The organism is Exiguobacterium acetylicum DSM 20416 (genome assembly GCF_000702605.1).
GTDB classification, from domain to species: Bacteria; Bacillota; Bacilli; order Exiguobacteriales; family Exiguobacteriaceae; genus Exiguobacterium_A; species Exiguobacterium_A acetylicum.
In genome coordinates this window covers 359,425-384,176 of record NZ_JNIR01000001.1, presented here as the reverse complement: position 1 = coordinate 384,176, position 24,752 = coordinate 359,425, and the positions used below count along the sequence as shown (strand labels likewise).

Annotated in this window: 28 protein-coding genes; 10 read left to right on the top strand and 18 right to left on the bottom strand. The window is 46.8% G+C overall.

The genetic code is table 11. From position 1 onward, the window contains the following. Window positions 1-34 precede the first annotated feature (34 nt). The 13 genes from P401_RS0101955 to P401_RS0101895 form a co-directional block, all read right to left on the bottom strand. The gene (locus P401_RS0101955) at window positions 35-763 is read right to left on the bottom strand and encodes a class I SAM-dependent DNA methyltransferase (protein WP_029340992.1); all 729 of its coding nucleotides are present in this window, start codon (window positions 761-763) and stop codon (window positions 35-37) included. Continuing rightward, window positions 763-1,110 (bottom strand): ribosome silencing factor, encoded by a 348-nt coding sequence (gene rsfS / locus P401_RS0101950; RefSeq protein WP_029340991.1) that lies wholly within the window; start codon window positions 1,108-1,110, stop codon window positions 763-765. The genes P401_RS0101955 and rsfS overlap by 1 nt, the downstream gene beginning before the upstream one ends. Continuing rightward, window positions 1,107-1,682, bottom strand: a complete 576-nt coding sequence (gene yqeK / locus P401_RS0101945) for a bis(5'-nucleosyl)-tetraphosphatase (symmetrical) YqeK (RefSeq protein WP_029340990.1) — start codon at window positions 1,680-1,682, stop codon at window positions 1,107-1,109. The genes rsfS and yqeK overlap by 4 nt, the downstream gene beginning before the upstream one ends. Beyond that, window positions 1,672-2,241, bottom strand: coding sequence for a nicotinate-nucleotide adenylyltransferase (gene nadD / locus P401_RS0101940; protein WP_029340989.1), 570 nt, complete (start codon window positions 2,239-2,241; stop codon window positions 1,672-1,674). The genes yqeK and nadD overlap by 11 nt, the downstream gene beginning before the upstream one ends. Next, entirely contained in the window at window positions 2,238-2,531 is a 294-nt protein-coding gene (gene yhbY, locus P401_RS0101935; protein ID WP_023467424.1) for a ribosome assembly RNA-binding protein YhbY, read from the bottom strand. Before yhbY ends, nadD begins: the two co-directional genes overlap by 4 nt. A 2-nt stretch (window positions 2,532-2,533) precedes the next feature. Beyond that, complete coding sequence (gene aroE / locus P401_RS0101930) at window positions 2,534-3,322, bottom strand: shikimate dehydrogenase (protein WP_029340988.1); 789 nt, start codon at window positions 3,320-3,322, stop codon at window positions 2,534-2,536. Beyond that, complete coding sequence (yqeH, locus tag P401_RS0101925) at window positions 3,322-4,431, bottom strand: ribosome biogenesis GTPase YqeH (RefSeq protein ID WP_023467421.1); 1,110 nt, start codon at window positions 4,429-4,431, stop codon at window positions 3,322-3,324. The genes aroE and yqeH overlap by 1 nt, the downstream gene beginning before the upstream one ends. A 143-nt stretch (window positions 4,432-4,574) precedes the next feature. Further along, window positions 4,575-5,159, bottom strand: a complete 585-nt coding sequence (locus P401_RS0101920) for a YqeG family HAD IIIA-type phosphatase (protein ID WP_029340987.1) — start codon at window positions 5,157-5,159, stop codon at window positions 4,575-4,577. Window positions 5,160-5,295: 136 nt separating this feature from the next. Beyond that, window positions 5,296-6,645, bottom strand: coding sequence for an ArsB/NhaD family transporter (locus P401_RS0101915; RefSeq protein WP_051656221.1), 1,350 nt, complete (start codon window positions 6,643-6,645; stop codon window positions 5,296-5,298). Between the two features lie 50 nt (window positions 6,646-6,695). Then, window positions 6,696-7,475 carry a phosphatidylserine decarboxylase gene (locus P401_RS0101910; RefSeq protein ID WP_029340985.1) on the bottom strand — a complete coding sequence of 260 codons (780 nt, stop codon included), beginning with the start codon at window positions 7,473-7,475 and terminating at the stop codon, window positions 6,696-6,698. Continuing rightward, a complete protein-coding gene (locus tag P401_RS0101905) occupies window positions 7,468-7,956 on the bottom strand; it encodes a thioredoxin family protein (protein WP_029340984.1) in 489 nt (162 codons plus the stop codon). The genes P401_RS0101910 and P401_RS0101905 overlap by 8 nt, the downstream gene beginning before the upstream one ends. 13 nt (window positions 7,957-7,969) lie before the next feature. Then, window positions 7,970-9,103: a beta-aspartyl-peptidase gene (iadA, locus tag P401_RS0101900; RefSeq protein ID WP_029340983.1), complete on the bottom strand. Its 1,134-nt coding sequence runs from the start codon at window positions 9,101-9,103 to the stop codon at window positions 7,970-7,972. A gap of 63 nt (window positions 9,104-9,166) precedes the next feature. Next, window positions 9,167-9,361 (bottom strand): YjzD family protein, encoded by a 195-nt coding sequence (locus tag P401_RS0101895; protein WP_023467415.1) that lies wholly within the window; start codon window positions 9,359-9,361, stop codon window positions 9,167-9,169. Between the two features lie 198 nt (window positions 9,362-9,559). Here P401_RS0101895 and P401_RS0101890 point away from each other — a divergent pair, with 198 nt between their 5' ends. Next, a complete protein-coding gene (locus P401_RS0101890) occupies window positions 9,560-10,369 on the top strand; it encodes a Cof-type HAD-IIB family hydrolase (RefSeq protein WP_029340982.1) in 810 nt (269 codons plus the stop codon). Between the two features lie 50 nt (window positions 10,370-10,419). Here the strand turns inward: P401_RS0101890 and P401_RS18210 are convergent, their stop codons facing one another. Next, a complete protein-coding gene (locus tag P401_RS18210) occupies window positions 10,420-10,542 on the bottom strand; it encodes a DUF2179 domain-containing protein (RefSeq protein WP_236627058.1) in 123 nt (40 codons plus the stop codon). 63 nt (window positions 10,543-10,605) lie between these two features. Between P401_RS18210 and P401_RS0101880 the strand changes: the two genes are divergently transcribed. Continuing rightward, window positions 10,606-11,514, top strand: coding sequence for an alpha-amylase family glycosyl hydrolase (locus tag P401_RS0101880; RefSeq protein ID WP_412767677.1), 909 nt, complete (start codon window positions 10,606-10,608; stop codon window positions 11,512-11,514). Window positions 11,515-11,657: 143 nt separating this feature from the next. Continuing rightward, window positions 11,658-12,809 (top strand): cation:proton antiporter, encoded by a 1,152-nt coding sequence (locus P401_RS0101875; protein ID WP_029340980.1) that lies wholly within the window; start codon window positions 11,658-11,660, stop codon window positions 12,807-12,809. A gap of 57 nt (window positions 12,810-12,866) precedes the next feature. Here P401_RS0101875 and P401_RS0101870 read toward each other — a convergent pair whose 3' ends face one another. After that, window positions 12,867-13,640, bottom strand: coding sequence for an enoyl-CoA hydratase/isomerase family protein (locus P401_RS0101870; protein WP_029340979.1), 774 nt, complete (start codon window positions 13,638-13,640; stop codon window positions 12,867-12,869). Window positions 13,641-13,833: 193 nt separating this feature from the next. Between P401_RS0101870 and P401_RS0101865 the strand changes: the two genes are divergently transcribed. The 7 genes from P401_RS0101865 (at window position 13,834) to P401_RS0101835 (ending at window position 20,534) form a co-directional block, all read left to right on the top strand. Next, complete coding sequence (locus tag P401_RS0101865) at window positions 13,834-15,216, top strand: MATE family efflux transporter (RefSeq protein ID WP_029340978.1); 1,383 nt, start codon at window positions 13,834-13,836, stop codon at window positions 15,214-15,216. After that, entirely contained in the window at window positions 15,176-15,643 is a 468-nt protein-coding gene (locus tag P401_RS0101860; protein WP_029340977.1) for an aminoacyl-tRNA deacylase, read from the top strand. The genes P401_RS0101865 and P401_RS0101860 overlap by 41 nt, the downstream gene beginning before the upstream one ends. 60 nt (window positions 15,644-15,703) lie before the next feature. Continuing rightward, entirely contained in the window at window positions 15,704-16,411 is a 708-nt protein-coding gene (gene pssA, locus P401_RS0101855) for a CDP-diacylglycerol--serine O-phosphatidyltransferase (protein WP_023467401.1), read from the top strand. A 136-nt stretch (window positions 16,412-16,547) separates the two neighbouring features. Then, entirely contained in the window at window positions 16,548-17,303 is a 756-nt protein-coding gene (locus P401_RS0101850; protein ID WP_029340976.1) for a carotenoid biosynthesis protein, read from the top strand. Beyond that, the gene (locus P401_RS0101845; RefSeq protein ID WP_029340975.1) at window positions 17,272-17,973 is read left to right on the top strand and encodes a lysophospholipid acyltransferase family protein; all 702 of its coding nucleotides are present in this window, start codon (window positions 17,272-17,274) and stop codon (window positions 17,971-17,973) included. The genes P401_RS0101850 and P401_RS0101845 overlap by 32 nt, the downstream gene beginning before the upstream one ends. Further along, a complete protein-coding gene (locus P401_RS0101840) occupies window positions 17,970-19,046 on the top strand; it encodes a glycosyltransferase family 2 protein (RefSeq protein ID WP_029340974.1) in 1,077 nt (358 codons plus the stop codon). Before P401_RS0101845 ends, P401_RS0101840 begins: the two co-directional genes overlap by 4 nt. Window positions 19,047-19,061: 15 nt before the next feature. Then, the gene (locus tag P401_RS0101835; protein WP_029340973.1) at window positions 19,062-20,534 is read left to right on the top strand and encodes a phytoene desaturase family protein; all 1,473 of its coding nucleotides are present in this window, start codon (window positions 19,062-19,064) and stop codon (window positions 20,532-20,534) included. Between the two features lie 421 nt (window positions 20,535-20,955). Here P401_RS0101835 and P401_RS0101830 read toward each other — a convergent pair whose 3' ends face one another. The 3 genes from P401_RS0101830 to P401_RS0101820 are packed head-to-tail and all read right to left on the bottom strand — an operon-like array spanning window position 20,956 to window position 24,717. Continuing rightward, entirely contained in the window at window positions 20,956-21,789 is an 834-nt protein-coding gene (locus tag P401_RS0101830; protein ID WP_029340972.1) for a phytoene/squalene synthase family protein, read from the bottom strand. Then, a complete protein-coding gene (locus P401_RS0101825; protein WP_029340971.1) occupies window positions 21,749-23,230 on the bottom strand; it encodes a phytoene desaturase family protein in 1,482 nt (493 codons plus the stop codon). Before P401_RS0101825 ends, P401_RS0101830 begins: the two co-directional genes overlap by 41 nt. Next, on the bottom strand, window positions 23,227-24,717 hold the full coding sequence (locus tag P401_RS0101820) for a phytoene desaturase family protein (protein WP_029340970.1): 1,491 nt from the start codon (window positions 24,715-24,717) through the stop codon (window positions 23,227-23,229). The genes P401_RS0101825 and P401_RS0101820 overlap by 4 nt, the downstream gene beginning before the upstream one ends. Window positions 24,718-24,752: the final 35 nt, after the last annotated feature.

Genomic DNA, 24,752 nt, shown 5'->3' with positions numbered 1-24,752 from the left:
GTGTATCGCTTAAAGAAGACGGATGAGATCACTTTTACATTTTTTCAGCAACGAAGAAAATCCGCTCAGCTGTCTCGGAAGGAGCTTCCGGTCCAAAATCGCCTGTGACGGCAAGGACACGGAATCCGGCTTCGCGTAACCACGTCACGTATTGTGCCGGAGGATACGTCCGCTGATGATGCGTCTCATCGACACGTTCATAGCGACCGTCCTCTTCCTCGATGAAGAAAGTCAGTTCATGGACGACAGAAAGCGGTGTTTCACCAGGATCCGCGAACCAGATATACGAACTTTGCTCGGCATGTGTCGCGTATGTCTTTCCATTGAACAACGTTTCCATCTTGTAAGGAGAATGTGTATCGAATAAGAGACGTCCACCCTCTTTGAGGATTGCTGCTACATGTGTAAACGTCTGTTTGACATCCTCTTCCGTCCGGAGATAGTTCAAGGAGTCGCATAGTATTGTCACAGCATCGACAGGTGTCGGCAATTCGATTTCGCGCATGTCTTGCGCCCAGAATTGAATGCGTAATCCCTCTTCCATCGCCTTCTCTTGCGCGACTTCTAGCATCTCTTCCGATAAATCGATCCCGAGCATTTCATAGTGTGCCGCTAATGCAAGCGTCGCCGTACCCGTTCCACATCCGATATCAGCAATCGTACTTCCAGTCGGAACATATGCTTTGACCCAGTCGACCCATTGATCGTACGGGACGTCTTGCATCAATTCATCATAGATGTAGGCGAACTGTTCGTATGCCATTAGTTGACCTCGACTTCAACCTTTGGAGCATCTGCCCAGAGTTTTTCGAGGTTATAGTAATCACGATCGTCACGGTGGAAGACATGAACGACGACATTTTCAAGATCCGCTAACACCCAACGTGCCGCATCGAATCCTTCGAGACGTTTGATCGGCAGGTTATGTTCGTGCGCGATTTCTTTGAGTTCACGTGCAATCGCCTGTACTTGTTTTTCTGAATTCCCTTCACAGATGACGAAATAATCGGCAACTGGTGAGATGCTAGACATATTCAGGACGACGATATCTTCAGCGCGTTTATCGTCGATGGCATTTACGATTAATTGTAATTCTTGTTCGACTGTCATAGGACGGTCCCCTTTCGTTTGGCCGCGACGAAGGCATTATAAGTCTCAATCGTTCGCGGAAAGATGATGGCTTGTTTCTTACATAAAAAATGAATCGTTTGACTGAGTGTTGCGATGACGGCGTCCGTCAAATCCTGCTCCGCTACTTCACGAAGCGCTTCGACACCTGGATAACTGCGATTCGGTTCAATCGCATCCGCGACGAAGATGATTTGATCAAGCAACGGCATACCGGGTGCCCCCGTCGTGTGATTTGCGATGGCCTGATAAATCACGTCTGAATCAAGACCAAGTTCTCGACGGACAAGCTCCGCACCCACTGGCGCATGAAGCAGTTCGTCATCATAATCGAGTAAAACACGTTGATTCAACTCAACAGCAATCGAACGCATCTCATTCGTATCGCGGTATTTCGCATAATCATGGAGCATGGCAGCGAGCGCTGCCTCTTCTTCGTTGACTCCATACTTGAGAGCCAAGTGTCGCGCTGTCTCGACGACACCTAATGTATGCACATAGCGTCGTTCAGGCAACGTGTTCTCAATGATTTGACGTGCTTCTTCAAGGCGCATATAGATCCCACTCCTCAATCCGTTGTCGAACGGCTTCCGGTACAAGGTAGCGAATGCTCCGTCCGCGCGCGACCCGTTGCCGGATATCCGTCGAAGAAATTTCTAGCAATGGCATATCGACTGCTTTCACACGGGCGCCACGCGGAATCAGATACCGACTGCCCGGTCGAGCGACGGCACCAAAGACGACTTCCTCGTATAACTGTTCGGCTTGATACCACGTATCGAGACTAACGAGTGAATCCGCTCCAATGAGAAACAGAAACTCATGCTCTGGGTACCGGTGCTTGAGTGCACGAATCGTATCATACGTATAGGAAGGTTCTTCGCGCTCAAACTCGATCGCTGAGACGGAGAAGGAAGGATTCAATGCAATCGCTTCTTCAACAAGACGTAGACGTTTGGTTGCGTCTGTGACAGTACGTTGTTTATGCGGTGGCACATTCGCCGGTAAAAACCAGACCGCATCGAGTTCGAGTTGTTCCTGCGCTTGTTCGGCAATCAGGAGATGACCGATATGCGGAGGATCGAACGTTCCGCCCATCAGTCCGATTTTCATCGTGGTAATTCGAGCGTCTTGTTCTCTTTTGATTCTTTATAAAGAACGATGACTTTTCCGATGACTTGAACGAGTTCAGCATTCGTTCCTGCGACGAGTTCTTGTGCAACATCCTTCGGTGCGTCCGCACAGTTTTGTAATACTTGTACTTTTAAGAGTTCCCGTTTTTCGAGCGCATCCATCAAATCAGCACACATCGCTTCGCCGACTCCATTTTTACCGACTTGGAAAATCGGGTTTAAATCGTGAGCTGTCGCGCGTAAAAAACGTTTTTGTTTACCTGTTAACATGATTAAAATTCCTCCAATTGCTTTCGTATCACCTGCTCGCCAAGTGCGAGGTCAGGTGCTTGTCCGGTGAAGCGTTCAAATGCTTCAGCCGCTTGTAAGACGAACATCGGGACGCCGTCAAGTGTGTCGAGACCTTTTTCAGTCGCTTCACGCAATAGACGGGTCGGCGTCGGTCGATAAATAATATCACAAATCAAGGCGTGCGTCTCTGTCAATTCGATTGGACGTGCCTCGATATGTGGAGCCATCCCGACAGAAGTCGTATTGATGATGACGTCGTAACTCGTTAAATCAAATGTTTCTTGCCACGGTAGAACGTTTGCTCCAAATTCATCGGCAACTGCCTTAGAACGTTCTTCTGTACGATTCGTGATTGTCACATCTCCGGGTAACGCAGCAATAATACCTCGCGCCGCACCGCCCGCACCAAGAACGAGCGTTTTTTGAAATGAAGGACGACGTTCTGTCAACGCGCGGACGAATCCGATTCCATCTGTATTCGCACCAATCAACTGCCCATCCTGCCGGTACACTGTGTTCACGGCGCCTGCTTTTTGAGCTGCCGGCTCTAGCCGATCCAGATACGGAATGATTGCTGTTTTATGCGGAATCGTCACATTGATTCCGTCTAGCTGATGTATGCGTAATTTCGTAATGATTTGCGGCAATTGCTGCTCCGTTACATCGATGAGGTCATAACAGCCGAAAAGCCCAGCCGCTTCCAGCCAAGCTGTATGCAGCTCAGGTGAAAGTGAATGGGCAATCGGATGACCGATGACGGCAAAGCGCATCAGACGAGCGCCTCACGTAAGGATACAGCGACACCTTTCGGGGCGTAAGCAGCGACACGTCCACCTTTTCCGTGAACCGCAACCCACCCGAGTCCACTGAAGACGATATCCGTCTTCATGTTGTCGCGGAGGCTGAATTCATGACGGACAAGCGGCGGTAGCATCTCACGCGTCTTTTCGTTTGGCGGAGACAACAGCTCACCGTTGTGGTTCGCATATAGATCGTCTGCCTTTTCAAGCTTCGTCCGGTGAACTTTCAATTCGTTCGACATGTAGATGACGAATGAACGCTTGTTCCCTTCCATATAGTCCAATCGCGCAAGACCTCCAAAGAAAAGCGTCTGTTGCGGATGGATTTGGAAGACTTGTGGCTTGATCTCTTTTTTCGGTGTGATCAGCTTCAAGTCTTTTGCATCCACATAGTGAGCCATTTGGTGGTGATTGATGATCCCTGGTGTATCATACAGGTTACAGTTATCATCGAGTGGAATATCGATCAAATCAAGTGTCGTACCTGGGAAGTGACTGACCGTAATGACGGCCTCATCTTCTTCACCGAAGCGTTTGATGACTTGGTTGATCAGCGTCGATTTCCCGACGTTCGTACAACCAACGACATAGACGTCGCGGCCTTTTCGATAATAATCGATTTTTTCAGCAAGTTCATCAACTCCGTGCCCTTTTTTCGCACTGATCAGATGAACGTCGACTGGACGTAATCCGAGTTCTTTCGATGCTTGACGCATCCAGTTCATGAGACGATTCGGGTTTAGTGACTTCGGTAATAAATCGGCTTTGTTCCCAACGAGTAAGACGTCGTTTTTACCGACGAACCGATGTAATCCCGGTAACCAGCTTCCATTAAAATCGAAGATATCAACGATTTTAACGACAAGTGCATCTTTTTGACCGATTCCGTCTAAGATTTTAACGAAATCATCGTCCGATAACGATACATCTTGAATTTGATTGTAGTGCTTTAATTTAAAGCAACGTTGGCAAATGACCATTTCACGATCAAGTGCAGATTTAGGTGCGTATCCTGGTGCTTTTGTGTCTTCCGTTTGAATGGCGACACCACAACCAGCGCAGTGGATTTCTTCGATCATATTATGTTGAGCCGCATGCGGGAACGATATCCCTTCTCTTTTCACCGTAGCGCCCTGCTCGCTACTCCAAGAGCGTAACTTCCGACCTCTCGCCGTACATGTTGCGACTGCTGCCTTCCCTTTCATCTACCGATCTGACAGGGTTATTGTTGCTTATCCTGACGAAGTGTTTCGATCGGATGTTCCAGCACAGAAGGATCTTCTTTGACGCGTTGTGTCAATTTATAGATTCCTTTGCGTTTCATCCGGCGGAAAATGACACGTTCCATCAGGCGATTGAATTTCGTGACGACACCGTCCGTCTTAACGACGGGTTGAACATGGATGACTTCGATTCCAACGGAGTTTGCACCGAGTACATCCGTAAAGAGTTGATCTCCTAAAAAGACAACTTCCTTCGCGTGATAACCGAATTCCGTCAATGCCCGTTTAAACCCGATAGGAAGCGGTTTTCGAGCAGGCGCAATGTAGTGCAATCCGAGCGGATCCGCGAACTTCTTGACGCGATCTCCATTGTTGTTCGATACGATGATGACGTCGAAACCATATTGATTATTCACCATATCCAGCCAAGCAACCAATTCGTCTGGAGCATCTGCGATATTCCATGCGACGAGTGTATTATCAAGATCGGTCAAAATAGCTTTGACACCGTTTCGTTTGAGCATTTCAAGGTCGATATCGTAGATCGAAGCCACGAAATGTTTCGGATAAAGTCGTTTGAACAAGAATAAAACCTCCAGATAATGGTCTAGCTCTATAGTTAAGTTTAAGAAACAGTTATGCTCTTATCGTTCGATTATAGCACAATCAGGTAGTAAGAGCGACGCACAAAAGAAAACGGAAGGCGGACCTTCCGTTTTCTTAATAATACCGAATCCACAGATAGAGTTGGGATAGAATCAACGTTACGATCGTGATCGGTGCTCCGTAAATCAAAAAGCGCATATAGGTGAATTTTTCACCTTGTCGTGTCGCAAGACCCGCGACGATGACGTTCGCCGACGCACCAATCAATGTTCCGTTACCACCGAGACAGGCACCGAGTGCGAGGGACCACCATAACACGTCCACTTTCGCATCTGCTGGTGACAATCCGATCCCAGCAGCCACATCGTTGATGAGTGGAATCATCGTCGCGACGAACGGGATGTTATCGATCGTCGCACTGGCGATACCGGACAACCAAAGCACAGCAGTTGCTGTCGTCTTGATATCACCGCCTGTCAGATCAATCGTCTTTTCCGCAAGGTAGCGAATGATACCCGCCTCCTGAATCCCGCCGACGAGCACGAACAGTCCGGCGAAGAAAAAGATCGTCGTCCATTCGATGCGGGCAAAAATTCCTTCGAGCTGATGATCGTTTTCGATCGTCAGCAACATTAGGACCGTCGCTCCAAGGATCGCGATGGCCGGTGCTTCGAGATGGAGTCCGATTCGATCAAGCACCGGATGCAACACGAACAACGCAATCGTACTGACGAGGACGATACTACTCCGTGTGACCAATTTGCGACTGACAATATAACTCTTTTCATCGATTTCCATCAGTTTCTGTCGATCTTCCGCTTCGACATGCAGTTGTTTGCGGAAGATGAAGTACAGAATGCCAATCGTTACAACCGTGATGACGAGAATAATCGGTGCGAGATTCACTAAAAAGGCGTTAAACGTTAAGTGTGGATTCGCAGCACCAATCATGATGTTCGGTGGATCGCCGATCAAGGTCGCCGTCCCACCGATGTTTGCAAACAATACTTCTGCGAGCAAGAACGGAAACGGCGCAATCTTAAGTATCTTCGTAATCGAAAACGTGATTGGAACGATCAATAGAACCGTCGTGACGTTATCAAGAAAGGCAGATCCAAGTGCCGTCAATGCAGACAGTAGAATCAACACCTTGATCGGATCACCTTTCGTCGTCTTCGCCGCACGGATTGCGATGTATTCGAACAAGCCAGATTGGTTGGCAATCGTGACGAGAATCATCATGCCAATCAATAAGACGATCGTTCCCCACTCGATGTATTCAAATAATGCAGTCTCGAGATCCACGATGCCGATGATGACCATCGCGAGCGCTCCAAGCAAGGCGACGATCGCCCGACTTACTTTTTCACTGATGATGAAGCCATAGGTCACTAAAAAAATGATGAGTGCGATATAGGTTTGGACCTGTGTACTTCCGATTTCTGCTAATGCCAGTGCCGGCATGATTCATTCCTCCTAAACGTAAGGAGACGCCCAAAACGGGCGTCTCGCTTTCATGAATGCCATTGTCCGAGGCGTTGCCCCATTAAAACTGGTCCGATTGCTTGACTGTCTAACGTCAATGCATCTTTCGGACAAATCAGGACGACCGTCGAACCGAATGAGAAGTATCCGAACTCATCCCCGCGACGAAGGTCCTTCGACTCGTTCGTCCGAACGATCGAGTTGACGTTGAGTGCACCGACCATGACATGTTCAAGAGCATGTTTCCCTTGGACGATGCGTGTCACACGACGGTAGTTCCGAGTCAATGGGCGAAGCGCATGTGTGAGACCAATCTCATTTACTGGTGCCGAATCGCGACCGAGCGTATAACTCGTCCGGACCGTTCCATCCATCGGTACATGAACACGATGGTAGTTTTGCGGACTTAAGTAAAAGATCATTACACGTCCACCGACATATTGCTGTGCTTCATGATGGGAACCGAGTAACTCGGATACCGTATACGATTGTCCTTTGACGGTAAAGCGGCTATCAGCCGTCAAATCGTCAACGACGGATAGCACACCGTCACACGGACTGACGAATGCGCCTTCTGCTTGATCGATCGGTCGCATTTCCCGTTTGACATGACGAACGAAGACGTCATGTAAACTCGAATACTCTTCAAGGCTCCGAGTCGCTTCTGTCATATTTAAATCGTATGCCTGAACGAACGGACGGATAAACGGACGACTGATACGGCTCATCGCAAAACGTTTCAGTTGTTTGGCAACAAGCGGGTGTCCATTTAATTCGAACACACGAGAGTAAAACCATTTTTTAATCATTGAGATCACCAGATGATTCTTCTTTTGAGTCCTCTACGTCTTTTCCAGCGAAGAACTCTTTATAGCTGTCTTCCGTTTGCTCACCTGCGACACGTCCAACTTCCTTACCGTCCTTAAAGTGAACGACAGTCGGTGTACCCTCGATACCAAACGTATCCCAAGCCGACTGTTCGACAGCAAGGTCGATCTGTTCGAATGGGATATCTTGTTTTTCACCAAGCGGGACGAGATATGGTTTTACTTTTTCACAGTGGGAACAACCCGTTTGATAGAAATACGTATAGAATTCATCACCGGATTTTACTTTATCTGCGACTTGTGTAGCCGTTAGATTGCCGTTCTTCGATGCAGAATCTTCTCGATCCGTGAAGACAAGAAGTAATCCTCCCACCAATACGATTAAGGCGATGACTCCCGCTGTAATCCAATTCGCCTTGGATTGCGGTTTTTTCGTATTTTTACGTTTTGTTTTCTTTGACACGTCTATCCCTCCGTCATTCTGGTATTAGCCATTTTTTCTGAACCATTATAGCATGACCATTCGCAAGAATCGTATCGATTTGCAAAGCGTCATCAATCAGTAACAGATCCGCTCGTTCTCCGACCGCTATTCGCCCGCCCGGTATACCATATGCATCCGCGACATGTCGCGTGATCGTCGTGATTGCCTGATCAAAAGCAACACCATGCGCCACTGCATCGCGCACGGCTTGTATCAGAGAAGAAGGCTTTCCTGTATCAATCCGAACTAGACGACCTGCATCATCAAATGCCGGAAGACTGGCACCAGCATCGCTCGACATCGTAATCTGTTCAGGTGGGATTCCTGCTGCTAAAGCACGGGCGACAGCCTGTCCTGCCGGAATTTCGCCTTCCGCAATGAAGCTTTCCGTCGTACACGTCGTGAAATCGATTCGTCCGCCCTGTTTCGCCCAGGCGAGTCCCGCTTCAAAAATCCGTTCACTCCGGTTGATATGCGTCGGAAGGAATTGTCCGATGGGGATATCAGTCGTGTCAATCACTTCATGTAATAGATCGAGTCCTTGTTTCCCGTCTCCGATATGGACGTTCATCGTTCCCGACACGCCTTTGACCATGCCGGCAATTCGGGCTTCTGACGCTAATCGTGCGAGTTCATGGGCTGTCGGTTGTGTCGACCGATGATCGTTGATGGCAATTTCCCCGATACCGATCACTTCATTGATGAGGACGATATCATGTCCTGTCGATTGCGTCAGGAAGACCGGTGGAACCATATAACTTCCGCTTAATAGAAAGGGGCGGATACCAGATGCAGCATATCCTCGTATATGTGCCAGTAGATCGATTCCCGTTCGTGTCCAACCATCCGTTCCGAGTAATCCAACGACCGTCGTGACACCACCTTCGAATATGTCTCGAACGGTCAGCGATGCTGTTCTCGTCGCAAATCCGCCTTCTCCTCCCCCACCGATTGGATGTAAGTGTCCATCGATGAATCCAGGAACTAGCTGTTTGCCGCGACCATCGATCCGATGCGTAATCATTGCTTCATCTATGGTATAGGAACCGATTCCGATGATCTGATTTCCTGCTATGTAGATATTTTGCGGCATCTGTTGCCACAGAACCTGTTCGATGACGATCATCGATCATTCCTCCTTAAGACAAAAAGCGAGCCTATCGCCCATGTGACGACATCTCGCTTTTCCTTATTCTGCCTTAGTCCCTTGACCAAGACCTAAATCTTCATTGACGGCATCGAGTGCGAAGACGACAAGTGAAGTGACGACAGACATAGCTGTCGCGAATCCGAAGCTATACGTTACTGCATCAACTGCCGATACGATGAACACAGCTGTGTTCACGAGTAAGAATGACCAAAAGAATGTAACGAGAAAACGCATGATTTCCCCTCCGTTTCCATAACGTACTATAGAGTTATCCTACGATTTGTAGTATACCATTTTTTAAACCAAGCAACAGCTTTTCTCTAATTTTTTCAAGCGCTTTCTTTTCCTTGAAAAACTTAATCGTTTCATAAGAAGGACAATCGCTTCATATGCTACAGTAGAATTAACGAAAAGAAAGCGGAGGATTCCATCATGACCCGTCACTTAATCGCTGTCGATCTCGACGGCACTCTTTTAAAAGATGATAAGACAATCAGCGCTACGAACATCAATGCGCTGCAACGCGCGCGTGCGAATGGTCACGAAGTCGTCATCGCAACCGGACGACCGTTTCGTCACGCCAGGAAATATTACGAACAGCTCGGTTTAACGACACCAATCGTTAACTTTAACGGTGGTCTCGTCCATCACCCACAAGACACCCACTTTGAAGTCCAGCATCATCCAATTCCATTAAAAACCGTTCAACATATTTTAGAGTCCATCGCTGAGACGAAGACACAGAACATCGTCTGTGAAGTCACGGATCATGTCTATTTTCAATATGATCCGGTTGGCATCTACGAATTCTATACTGACCATGCCTTATCCGTCACGACCGGAGATTTACGAAAGGTGCTTATGCATGAACCAACCTCTCTTTTGATTCATGCCAAAGGAGAACACGTCGATGAGATCCGCTCCGAATTATCTGGTATTCATGCCGAGACGGTACTCAATCGTCAATGGGTGAAGCCTGAATTCATGGTCGAAGTGATGCGAAAAGGTACAAGTAAAGCGGTCGGTCTTGCCCATATCGCGCATCACCTTGGTATTGACTCTAAACAAATCATTGCTTTCGGTGATGAGGAAAACGATTTAGAGATGATCGAGTATGCTGGACATGGTGTCGCGATGGGAAATGCCATCCCCGCGCTGAAGCACCTGGCAAACGGCACGACGAAGCGAAATGAAGATGACGGGATCGCCTATTACTTGAGACACGTCCTCGGGCTCGCATGAAAACAGATAAAAGGCACTTGCTGCATGTTGCAGAGCAAGTGCCTTTTTCATTATCCTTTTCGGAAGTATCCGACGACCGAGTCCGTTGCGACGACGTTGATGAAGACCGTCTCGTCCGCTTCCCGGCAAATCCGTTCAATGTCCCGCAATTCGTGACGCTCGATGACCATCATCAACGTCGCTTTTTCAGCTCGTGAATACGTACCGATCGAAGGAATCTGCGTGATTTCCCGCTCGTGACAGAACCATTGCCGAACTACGATACGTTTGCTTTCGTACCTGAGATGCCGAAATTCAATACCGAGAATGATGAAGTAAAGTCTTACTTGCTCCACGTCGCTCGTTACTGGGTCGAAGAATTCGGAATCGATGGCTGGCGACTCGACGTCGCCAACGAAGTCGATCACGCATTTTGGCGTGATTTCCGTCAAGTCGTCAAGGAGGTCAACCCTGACACGTATATCCTTGGTGAAATTTGGCATGACTCACAGGAATGGTTGCTCGGTGACCAGTTTGACGCCGTCATGAACTATCCATTTACGAATGCCGCCTTGAACTTCTTTGCCTTAGATAAGACTAAAGCAACTTCGTATGCGAACGATATGTCGCATGTATTGTTCTCAAACACGATGAATGTCAATGAAGTAACCTTTAATTTGATCGGTTCTCACGATACACCGCGTGCATTGACGCGTGCAGGGAATAATAAGAGTAAGTTACGTCTCTTGTTACTTTCGATGCTGACGTTCTCGGGCAGTCCTGTCATTTATTATGGAGATGAAATCGGTCTTGATGGGGATCAAGATCCAGGCTGCCGGAAATGTATGCCGTGGGATCCAGAGGAGCAGGATCAGGAGTTATTCGCCTATACGCGACACTTGTTGCAGCTTCGAAAACAACATAAGACACTTGCGAACAAAGGACATATCTCTTTCGTTCACGCGAATGATGAGACAAATACGATCATCATGCGTCGCATGAGTCCGGAAGGATTGTATTATATCTATTTCAACAACTCAGATGTTTCTGTTTCGTTGACCGCTCCACAAGCTGGTCGGGGGCTTGATTTATTGACGAACACGCACCAGCAGACGCTTGATGTCTCTCTCCCTGCGTATTCGGGAACGATCGTTCAAGTCTTATAACCATCTAAAAGCCTGGACACTTACCTTCTATAAAGAAGTTTTGTGTCCAGGCTTTTTTCTTCTGTATCCGTTCTCCAGGATAGAAACGAGTTAATGAATGCTTGCGAATTAGGGTATAGGGTACAGAAAGGAGGATATCCTCCATGGAAATTTTCTTTTACGCCGGTCTCATCCTCATCGGCTTGTTTACGATCAGTTACTTGAGTGAACGATTCCACGTCCCAAGTATTCTGGCCTTCATCTTGATCGGAATCGTCCTTGGCTTCTATTACGACCCTCCCGAAGAGCTGAAACTCGGAGGAGAAGCGGGCATCATCGTCTTATTCTTTTTACTCGGTCTAAAATTTTCAGTGGCGGACTTGCTGATTCAGCTCCGTTCCATTTGGAAAGCAGGAGTCATCGATATTCTACTTTCGTTCGGTGGAACAATCCTGTTGACCCTATCGTTTGGCTTTTCAGTCGCCGAATCGTTTTTGATCGGCTGTGTCTTGTATGCGACGAGTTCTTCGATTTCTGCTCGGCTACTCGACCGTGAACCAGATAAACACCAAGACGTGAATCGCTTCGTGCTGTCCTTACTCGTCTTCGAAGATTTGATGGCACCAATCTTACTGACGACGGCTCCGTTCGTTTTAGGGACTGAGACGTTCTCGGTTGCCAAAATCAGCATCATCTTTCTCGGGTTCGCCTTCTTCTTCATTGCTCTGATGATCATGACGTTGTTTATTCGAAGACGTGGACGGTTAGTCGATTCCCTCTATCGACACCCGGATGCTGGAATCGGGATCATCGGCTTAATCTTATTGTTTTCTGGAATTGGAATCTTATTTGGTCTATCCGAAGTACTCGGTGCCTTCATCATCGGTATTCTGTTAACCGAACTGGATGAGACGCGTTATCTTAAACGGCTAGTCACTCCGTTCCAAGACTTATTATTACCCTTGTTCTTTATCACGCTCGGAATGTCGTTCGAGTTGACTGAGGGGTTACCCATTGATCTATTTTTCTTCGCTCTTGTCATTTGGGGAGTCGTCTCGAAATTCTTAGTCGGTTATCTCGGTGGAAAATCGTTCGGTCTATCCAATTATCATGCGATCGAATCAGGCTTTTGTCTTGGACCACGCGGTGAATTTTCGATTCTATTCATCACGCTCGCTAGTGGCGCATTCGTGACGTTGACCGGAATTTATATTTTTGTTTCCGCTTTTCTTGGAATCCTATTGTTCCGTATCTCTACTGCCTTAACGGATCGTACACATGCGACCGCACGAAAAATCAAAAAGAAATTGAAGTGAAAAAGACGTCGGCGCATCGTGCGATTCCGACGTCTTTCTTCTATATATGTCTTCGATTCATCGTCCGACAAAAACAGGGCGTTTTTTTTCGATGAAGGATTCAACAGCATGAAGATGGTCTTCCGTTTTCCCAGCGCGTGACTGGTAGATGATTTCTTGAGCAAGCATTTCCTCCAAGTTATTTTCATAACTCGCTGCCTGTAGCTGCTTGATATATCCGATTACTTTCGTCGGACGATCCGCCAGTTGACGAGCAAACGCTGTGACCTCTTCTACAAATTGCTCTGATTCGATGCTTCGTGTCGCAAGGTTGAGCGAAACAGCTTCGTCTGCTGAAATCGTGTCACCGAGTAACGCAAGCTCTGTTGCTTTTGCTGCACCAATTAGCCGAGGCAAGAAATACGGAGCACCCGCATCTGGGACAAGTCCGATATTAATGAACCCAAGCGATAATTTCGCTTCCTTGTCGACTAGTCGAAAATCACAAGCGAGCGTGAGTGATAACCCAGCCCCTGCCGCTACACCATTGATGGCAGCAATCGTCGGTTTCTTCGATTTAGCGAGTGCACGAACGACAGGATGATAATACTGTTGTAAATATTCACCATGATCGAGCTCAGGTGAGACAGTTTTCAAGTCTTGACCTGCACAAAACCCACGTCCCTCGCCTGTCAAGACGATGACACGTACTTCCTCATCCTGATTCGCTTCTTCTAGAGCGTCTGCTAACTCCTCCAATAAATTCGAAGTTAATGCATTCAGTTGTTTCGGTCGAGCAAGGGTTAACGTCGCAACCTGATCCTTGACGGCATAATTCATTTCTCGTTTCATCGGATTCCCCTACCTTTTAAAAATGAATGATTGTTCATTATGATGTATTCGTGATATTTTATGAAAATCCTTTTAAATCTCTTTTTTTTAATGAAACACAAAAAACCCTCTTTCATTATGAAAATCGAAGGCGTATAGTTTCAAAAAGATAAAGAAACACTATTCGTTTTATGAAACAAAGGGGATTTATTTTATGAAAACAGTCAAGCAACCAAGCTTATTCCACATCACGTGGCCATTATTCATCGAGATTGCATTGCATATGAGCCTTGGGATCATTGCAACGTTGATTTTAAGTTATTACTCAGATAGCGCTGCTGCGGCAGTCGGTGTATCCAATCAAATTTTGAACATCTTCATTATTCTCTTTAACATTACCTCGGTCGGTGCAACGATCATCATTGGTCAGTACCTCGGTGCAAGAAAAACACAAAACGCTCGTCAAACTGCTCGTTCTGCTTTTGCGATTAACTTGTATACCGGTCTCATCGTTTCTCTGACCGTCGTATTGTTCGGAAGACAACTCCTTGGATTTTTCTCATTAGAAGGAGAGACGCTCGTCTATGGCGAAACGTTCATTAAGATCGTTGGTCTATTCCTTTTCTTAGAAGCCATCTCTCTGACACTCGGTGCGATTCTCCGGAGTCATGGATTCACGAAAAATGCTATGTATGTCACGCTACTCATGAATTTCGTTAGTGCTTTTGGTAACGTCATCGCTGTTCTTGGACTCTTCGGCATTCCCGTTCTCGGTGTTGCCGGTGTCGCCTGGTCGATCGTCATCGCTCGGACAATCGCTGTCCTTGTCTTATTCTTCGTCGTTTACCGGAAACTCTCATTACGTTTTAAAGTAAAAGACTTGATTCATTTCGACCGGGAAGATGTGAAACGGATCATGAACATCGGAATCCCATCTGCCGGTGAAGGAATCTCATATCAATTTTCACAACTCATCATCACAGGATTCATCGCAACGATTGGTGAAGCAGCATTGTCCGCTCGTGTGTATGTATCGAACATCACAATGCTTTGTTTCCTATTTACACTTGCGATCGCGCAAGGGACGCAACTTCTCGTCGCACGCCAAGTTGGCGCTCAACAATTTGAACAAGCATATGGACGTGCTGTGAAAACATTGAAAATTGCCGTCTTCGCAAGCTTCATCTCAGCTGTCGCTCTCGCTTCATTCGGTTCATCGATTCTATCAGTGTTCACATCGAGTCCTGAAATCATTGCAATCGGTATCCCACTACTCTGGGCAAGCGTCATTCTTGAACCAGGTCGCGCGATGAACATCGTACTCATGGGAACTCTTAAATCGGCAGGAGATGTCCGTTTCCCTGTCGCCATCGGTATTCTATCGATGTGGGGAATTGCGGTCGTCCTCAGTTATACACTTGGTCTTGGTTTCGGTCTTGGTTTACTTGGAATCTGGATTGCCTTCTCTGCTGACGAATGGTTCCGTGGCATTTTCGCCATGAAACGTTGGCACGGACGGAAATGGGTCCAATACTCACTCGTCAAAGGAGAAACACATGAGCAAAACGAACGTCGAGAGGCTTCTGAAGCAGTCTAAGATTGACTTCGAATCCCTCACTTATCCTGTTGATCTTGATGATTTATCTGCTGAAGTCGTCGGTAGAAAGATTAATTACCCCCTTTCGACCATTTTTAAAACCCTTGTTTTGAAAATGGTCGAAAATAAATATGTCTTTGTCGTCATTTCGGGGGAAGAAGAACTCTCTCTTAAGGCAGCAGCTAAAGCATTGCATTCGAAAAAAGTCGCGCTTGTTCCGATGAAGGAGTTAGAAGACCTGACTGGCTATATTCGAGGTGGTGTCTCTGCCATCGGTGCTAAGAAGAACTTTCCGGTTCTTTTATCGGATCGTGCTATCCATGAACCATTCATCATCGTATCCGCCGGAAAACGTGGACATCAAGTTCGGTTGAATCCTCATGATTTTTTATCTTTCACTCAGGGGATTCTCTTTACGAACGGCTGAATTCCATCTCCTAATTATGGTATGATGAGTAGTATCGATTAAGTGGCAGGAGGAATCATTTTGTGGAAAGATCGTGTTCGTAATTCAATACCCAACCTATTTACGTTCGGAAATCTGTATTGTGGTTTTTTAGCCATCGTCATGGCGGCAAAAGGTGATTTTCAAAATGCCACCTTACTAATCGTCATCGCGATGATGCTTGATAGTCTGGACGGACGTCTTGCTCGGATGCTTGGTGTAGCAGGCGACTTCGGAAAAGAACTGGACTCATTAGCAGATATCGTGACATTCGGTGTCGCACCTGCAATGATGGCCTACTATACGTATTTCTATGAATTCGGAGAAGTTGGTTTACTAATTTCTGCTCTGTTCCCGTTGTTCGGCGCATTCCGTCTTGCCCGGTTTAATTTATCGGCAACGAATGTGGCATCTGCTTATTTTTCAGGTGTACCGATTACGGCGGCAGGTGGTATTTTGGCCGTTGTTACGTTGTTTAGTGGACGAATGAACGACTTGATGGTTCCACTTGTCTTCACAGGTCTTGCCTTCTTGATGGTCAGTCGTGTCAAGATTCCAAGTTTTAAAGACATTCCCGTTCCGCGCCATACGTTCGTCATCACCTTTACATTGCTATACGTGACGTATGTCATGATTGCTCGTAGCAATGAATGGTCGACGTTTTGGTTCGTTGCTGTTCCGTTGTATATCGCGTTTCTCCTTTTCTCGTTCATCAAAAAGAAGAAGCAAAAGCAACATTCAAACGGATGATGGTAGGAAGTGGTCCGGTTTCTCTTGCGAGAAGCCGGACCACTTTTTTTATAGGACCGCTTCTCCCTCGCTCGTTTTCAAGATATATGGGTATACTTATGACAGAAGCTATTTTGGAAATGGAGGAATGTCACGCATGGAGCAGTTTCATAAACGTCTTTGGATTTTCTTTTCAATTTGGTTCACCATCGGCTTGATCTTAGTTGGTTTTTCGTTACTCCCCCCTTGGCTCGAGTGGGCCAATGCCGTCTTTTTATTCGCTTCCGGCTTATACGCAGCACTCTATTTTTGGCATATCTTACCGAAGGGTCGTCTTGTCATCCCCTTCATCTTCTTTGGTTCGATCATCATCGAGTCGATTGGGGTCCATACCGGTTGGCCGTTTGGAACATATCGTTATGAGTCGGATTTCGGTGTTCAATTATTAGGTGTGCCGATTACGATCGGGGCTGCATGGCTGTCGGTCATGGGGGCGAGTCTCGCTTTCTCCCGTTTGTTTTCGTTTCGCTATAGTACATTGATCCTCGTTCCATTGTTTGCCGTCTGGCTCGATTTAGCGATTGATCCTGTTGCTGCTAACGTGAAATCGTATTGGCTTTGGCAAGACGGTGGCTGGTATTACGATATTCCGACACAGAACTTCTTCGGCTGGTATGGAACGGCGCTCGTCTTTTCCCTTTTCATCAATCGCTATCAAGTCAAAGCGACGGATGCCGCACTCGAACAAAACAATCAGTATCTCTTTTTGATGTTGCACACTTTATTCGGTGTAACAGCAGGAGTTGCTGGTCTCTATGGCGTCACTTTGGTCAGCTTAAGTGCATTCATCGTCTATTTCATTGTGAAACGAGGGGTTATCGTTGAAAGAAGCAAACAAAAGCAAATTAGCTGAATCCGTATTTCATACGTATGTTGATCATGCTTTGATCCGACGTCATTTCCACCGTGTCTTATATCGAGCAGACGATCTACCTGTCCCTGGTCTCATGCTTGCTACGCACAGTTCTTGGTGGGATGGTATGATTCTTTTTCATTTGGATCAGACCTGTTTCCATCACGATCCTTACGTCATGATTGACCAAGCAGGGCTTGCTCGCTTCCCGTTCTTCTCTCGTCTTGGAGCTTTCTCTGTTGATCGGACATCATTCGCGGATATCAAGACAAGTCTTCATTATGCCAAAGAACGACTTCAAAATGGCAGCAGCGTCTGGATGTTTCCTCAAGGCGAGGAACGTCATCAAGAGGACCGTCCGCTTCGCTTAGCAAGTGGTGCCACACATTTGACGCGTCATACGGATCACGTGTCTCTCGTCGCCTTTTATTATTCATATGGCCATGAACAGCAACCGGACATCTATATCCGGACGCGTCGCTTTCATCCATTACCTGAGGAACGTTCAAGTGCCCAGGCAAAACGACTGACGGCAGAACTAACCGCCTTATACGACGACATTCGAGCAGATGCAATTGCGGAACGTATTGATTTATATCGTTGTATCTCTACACGAAGGGAACCACTTCCTGCGCGAACGGAGCGCTGGTTACGGGCATTTCGGTCATGAGTTGGTTCTTTCTCTTCTTCGCTCTAGCTGTCTGTCTCTATACATGGATCAATTTAGCTTTTTTACCACGATTAACGGATCCCGTTCAACCAGATAGTCTAGCAATCTGCATCCCTTTACGTAATGAGGAGCGTAATGTACGAAAATTATTAGACGCACTAGAACATGCTCTGACAACTGGGATGCACGTTTACTTATATGAAGACCGCTCGACCGATCGGACGCGCGAGTTATTGCTCGATCGGATTGGTCAAGACGACCGTTTTACAGTGATTGATGGTCTTCCCTTACCAACAGGCTGGGCAGGAAAGGTCCATGCGTGTCATCAACTCGCGAAACGAACGACAGAGGACTACTTGTTATTTCTCGACGCTGATGTGACACTGACACCTGATGCAATTTGTCGCTTATACGGAACGTTACGAACAGAACGAGCCGTTTTCCTTTCCGGTTTCCCGTCCTTTCCTGTACCGACGTTTCTCGGAAAGTGTTTGATTCCAATGCAACATGTTCTTATTGCACAACATCTTCCGATTCCTTTTCGCAAGGTGAAGCATCCAGCGTTTGCTGCAGCCAACGGAATGGTCGTTCTCGTCGAACGACGTGCGTATGATCAAGTCGGTGGACATGAAAGTATTCAATCGGCTCTCGTTGACGATTTAGAACTTTGTCGCACATTTAAAAAATACGGATGGACGACGACGCTCGTCGAAGTCGCTCCAGCAGTCTCTTGTGATATGTACGCCACGAATGAAGAGGTCTGGCAAGGTTTTCTAAAGAATGTCTTTCGTGGGATGAACGATTCTTATGTTGTCGGATCATACTTTCTACTCTTTTACTTGGTTCAAGCAAGTGTCCTACCTTATCTCATCCTTCACCCATCCTGGCAGATGGGTGGTGCACTGATTCTTCTTTACTTAGCACGATTCCGGATTGATCGTGCGGCACGAATCCGACATGTTTGGTGGCTCCATCCACTAGCTGTATTCTTTTATGTCATCTTGCTAGCAAGTGCGATGATTCGAAGCTTTAGGAAACGGGAAATCACATGGAAGGGTAGGACCTATTCATAAGGAGGAATCAGTATCATGAAACATATAGCTGTCATCGGAGCTGGTCTTGGAGGACTAAGCGCTGCCATCTCATTAGCTGCAAAAGGATTTCGTGTCACGGTCATCGAGCGCAATACACATATCGGTGGCAAAATGATGCCGATCATCACAGAAGGACATCGCTTCGACTTTGGTCCGAACACGATCACGATGCCGGAAGTTTTTCAATCTGTCATTCTTGAATCTGGTGCGGATCCTGATGAATACTTTACATTCACGAAACTTGAGCGTCACACGGTCAATCACTTTTCTGACGGACGCACCTTAACGTTCTCGTCTGGACGTGAAGCGATGCGGACAGAAGTAGATCGTTTCACGAACGGTCAGTTGGCAAAAAACGATATTACAGGTTATCAAGAAGAAGTGGCGAAGTTGCATACGATTGCAAAACAACAATTCTTTACGAATATAGATTCATTCATCCGCCCTTCCCTCTGGCGAGACATGTTGAAAGTGCATCCCTTCCAAAACCTTCATGGGCTGCATAAGCACTACTTTAAGGATAAAGGGTTGATTCAGGCACTCGATCGTTATGCGACCTATATCGGGAGTAGTCCTTATCAAACACCCGCTACCTTCAGTCTCATCGCTCATTTAGAACTAAATGACGGCGTCTACTTCACGAATGGCGGCAATACGGCAATCGCAGAAGGATTCGCTCGACGTGCAAAAGAACTAGGTGTCGTCTTCCGTCTTGGCGATGAGGTGACACAGATCGAAGTCGTAGATGGACAAGCAACGGAAATCGAATTGAATCATTTGGAATATCTACCGGTCGACTTCGTCGTCATGAACGGCGATTTATTGACACAATATCCACGCCTGATCTCAGAAACGGCACGACCTGATTTTAAAAATCCGACACCTGCTCAAGTCGAACCATCAATTTCTGCCTACGTCCGATGTATCGGTCTCTCACGTCGGATCGAAGGACTGGCTCATCATAACGTCTTCTTCTCTTCGGATTACGAAGCTGAGTTCAAGGCACTCTTTGATGAAAAACGTTACGCTGAGGAGCCGACGATCTATATCTCGAATTCTTCCGTCACAGCACCAGAAATGGGACAAGCGGGTGACAACTTATTCGTGCTCGTCAATGCACCCGCAACGGATATTGGACATGCGATTGATTTTGATACGTATGATCAACTGATCAATCAACGATTGCAGTCATTTGGAATTGATATTTCATCTGATGTCGTCTTCGAACAACGGATCACACCACAGGATATCGAACAAACCTTCTTTGCTTATCACGGCTCGTTATATGGCTTGTCATCCAATGGCATCCGGTCGTCTTTCCTCCGTCCGAGCAACCGTTCAAAGAATGTTCACAATTTGTTTTTTGCCGGTGGATCAACGCATCCTGGTGGCGGTAGTCCAATGGTGACGCTTTCAGGAAAACTAGCAAGTGAACGAATCGTCTCTGCTGTCGCCACTACCCTGTGAACGTTATGTGAATTGCATATCAATCACTTGTACGGACAACTAAGATTTGATACGATTACTTCGAGTTCAAGAGGTAGTGATTGACCCCACATCCTCAATCAAGCGCAAGGTGACTTCCCCGAGTCAAGAGCGTTGAAGAACTTACTTTTTCTAACCAGCGAAATCAAATGGGACCCACCCATTTCATCACGTGACTCATCGTGTGTCCATTCGCATGACTTACGACGTTCCCCCTTAGATCGTCTCATCCGAATGGTCCACAGATAGCTCGATAAAGAAAAGACCATCCCCGTGGTCGAAACAGACCTATCTCGTAGTCCAGATGTTCGCTCTGGTGTAGAAGTAATCTGAGACTCCCCGGTCTCAGACCATAGAAAAAAGACCTTGGTCCCCGCCAAGGTCTTTTTTCTATGGTCATGTATTAAATCGTAGCAAGTAACTTCATTTTTTGCCAACGGCTGACGTACGCGCGTTTCGTAAAGACGTCATAGTGATTATCCCGCGCTGCATCAAGAATACCGCGGTATAGGAAGGCAGCAGCTTTTAGAGCACGCCGACTCTCACGTGGATATCGTTCAAACGATGGAATCGCCGCGTCATATAGATGCTCTGCTCGAAGGGCAACCTCTTCCCAGAGACCGATGAAGTCTCCTGAAGGACGACCAGCGAGTAACGACTCCGCTGTGACACCGTATGTCTCCATCCATGAATGGGGCAAGTAGATGCGGCCGCGTTTTGCATCTTCACCGACATCGCGCAAAATGTTCGTCAGTTGCATCGCGATTCCAAGATCGATAGCTGATTTACGGAGATCAGGCTGTTGCGGTGCAAGGATGGGTAACAGCATCAAACCGACAGTACTCGCTACGTAGTAGCTGTATTGCTCTGTCTCCTCAAGCGTTTGATAACGATTTTTCTCGATATCCCAACGCATCCCTTCTGCGAGCTCAAGAAATGGTGTCTCATCCATTTCATAACGTTCAAATACATCTGCTAAAGCAATCCATAACGGTTTATCTAGTACTTCGCCATCACGGAATCGTTTGAATTCATTCAAGAAAGCCATTAAGCTCTCTTTTGGTGTCTCTGATTCATCGACGGTATCATCGAGGAATCGGCAAAATGTATAGATGGCATAAACAGCTTGTCGATCTGCTTTTGGTAAGAGTGAGAAGGCTTTATAGAACGTTTTAGATCCGGACTGAATGACTTCCTCACATTTGATATACGCGTTCTGGATCGTCACTGAATTCATGTTTCCACCCCATCTCTTGTTCCATTCGGTTTACGAGTATCGTTGCGCCCATCATGACGACTGGTACTCCTCCACACGGATGCACCGATGCACCGACGGCATATAATCGATCGATATCCGGATACGGTTTTGCCTGTGTCTTTAAGGCAGCGGATTGGCGAATCGTCGGCGCAATCCCAAAACTCCCTCCCTGATACAATCCAAAGGCCTGTGCATCATTCGGTGTACGAATCTTCATTTCTTGTATCTTTTCCCGGAATCCCGGATGATGATGCTCGATTTTTTCAAGTACGGTCTCAACGAACTCTACTTTTTCATAATCTTCTACACCATAGCCACGTGGAGAAGGAATTAATGAATAGACGACGCTATCGTCCGTTCCTGTCAAACTACGGTCAATCTGACTTGGATGGAACAGATAGACTGCCGGATGTTCAGGTAATCGTCCCTTTTTAAAGATATTCGTCATGAGCGGTTCCAAGTCGTTTGGCATCAAAAAGCGATGCACTGGTAAATCGACTTTCCCTTTCATTTTGAAATACAGCAGTAGCGTACCGCCTGAAGGCGTATAGGTTTTAGGTTGTTTACCTTCCACAAGACGTTCCATCAATGGAAACTCTCCATTTAGTACGATTTGATCGAAGGCTTCATGTGTTCCATCTTGTAAGATGATTTCTTTCGCCTGTCCTTGGTCGACAACGATTCGTTCAACGGGTGCCTCGAAGACGAATCGGACACCACGTTCGACTAATGTGTCATACATGCGTTCAGCAAGCGAGAAATAGCCACCTTTTACATACCAGACACCTTCTGCTTGTTCCCGGTACGGAATCAAACCGTAAATCGATGGTGTTGTATAAGGATTTCCGCCGATATAAAATGTCGGGAAACTGTATGCCATGCGCAAATATTTACTCTTGAAGTATCGCTTCAAATGGTCATGTGCAGTTTCTAGAGCATGCATCTGTAATAATGGACGCATCATGTCTGGGTGCAACAACTCTGTCTTTCGACGATAACCACGTTCTAAAAATTTCGATACACTCGTCTCATAATCCTTTTCTTTTTGATGCATGAATTCATAAAATCCACGCCCTTCACCGAATTGACGTTCGATTGCGATCGCTTGATCCACGACATCGGCTACTTTCGTGACGACGGTACCGTCGTCGAAGTGAAGGTCATACAATGGATCGACCCGTTCAAGTTCTACTCCCGTCACGCCGGCTTCTGCCAACTGCTCTTTTAACTTGCCTGGCATCAGGACGATCGTCGGACCTTCATCGATGCGGCCACCTGATTCAAAATCGACGGATTGTAATCGACCACCGACATGCGCTTCTTTTTCAAAAATCGTAATCTCGACTCCGGGATGTCTTGCTGTCAGCAAAAGCGCTGCATGCAGTGTACCGACACCGGCTCCTACGAATCCTATCTTCATGTCCGCACCCCTTCTTTTTTGAGCACAAGTTCTGCCGTGATACGCGCGGATTCGAAGATCGTTGGTAATCCGCTACCTGGATGTGTGCCACCTCCGACGAGATACAGATGATCGAGCTCTTCAAATTGATTATGCGGTCGGAAATACATCATCTGCGTCAACTGATGACCGAGATTGAACGTCGCGCCTTGATGGATCCCCATCGCTTCCCAGTCGTCTGGCGTGAACATCTCTTCGACTTCGATTGCTGCTTCAATCCCTTGATACGGCGAACGCGTTTCAAGGGCGTCAAGAACACGACGACGTAGTTTCGGTCCTTCGATCGACCAATCAAGTTCAGAGTAATTGTTCGGTACCGGCACTAGTACATACATAGCAGACTTGCCTTCAGGTGCTAGCGTTGGATCAATCACGGATGGATTTTGGACATAGAATGAAAAGTCATCAGATAGCTCAAGCGTCTGTGTCATCTCACGAACGTTTTTCTCATAGTCCTCCGCAAAATAAATCGTGTGGTGTGGTGCATCAAACGTCCGGTTGACACCAAGATATAACATGAACGTCGAACATGAGAATTTTTTACGGTCAATTTTTGGTCGGGACCATTTTTTCAAAACCCCTTCCGGCACCAAATGATTCATCGCATGTGCGAAATCGGCACCGATGATGACTTCATCGAATAACTCATGTTGACCTGACTCAAGGATGACTCCTTCGACAGTTTTTCCATTTAAGATCAATTGTTCGACGCCCGCACCTAACTGTACGGTTCCGCCCAGCTCCTCGATCGCACGTTGCATTGCTAGCGGTACTTGATGCATCCCGCCAATCGGATGGTGGACACCGTAAGCATGTTCCATATAAGACAAGATCGAAAAACCACCTGGACATTCCCAAGCTGACATGCCTAAATATTTCGCTTGGAATGTAAAAGAATACTTCAGTTCTTCGCTCGTGAAATAATCGGATAACACGTCATAGAGGGATCGACCGAGCGAAAGACGCGGAAGTGCTGTTAAGACACGTGGTGATAAGTAATCCGTCAGCCGATCGTGACGTGTCTGCAAGATGGGCATGAGTTTTCCAAGCTTAAGTGCTTGCTCTGCCATGAATCGATCGTATCCTTCTCCGTTTCCAGGGAAGTGTTGTTCAATCGTCTCTTTCATCCGGTCCCGATCCGTCGTCATCGTGAACTGCTCCGTTCCGCCTTTGAAATAGAGCGTGTACATTGGATCAAGTGCCTTTAAATCTAAATAGTCTTCTAACCGTAAACCGGCTTCGTGAAAGACGTTTTCTAAAATATGCGGCATATTAAGGAATGTTGGTCCTCGATCAAATGTATAGTCACCTAGCTTAACGGCAGAAGTTCGTCCACCGACTTGCGTTTGTTTTTCGTAAACGGTGACGTCTACTCCTTTTCCTGCTAATAACAAGGCACATGCAAGTCCCCCAGGTCCTGCTCCTATCACTGCTACGCGTCGCTTCACCCAAATCTCTCCTTTTATCTCTCATCGTTTCAACT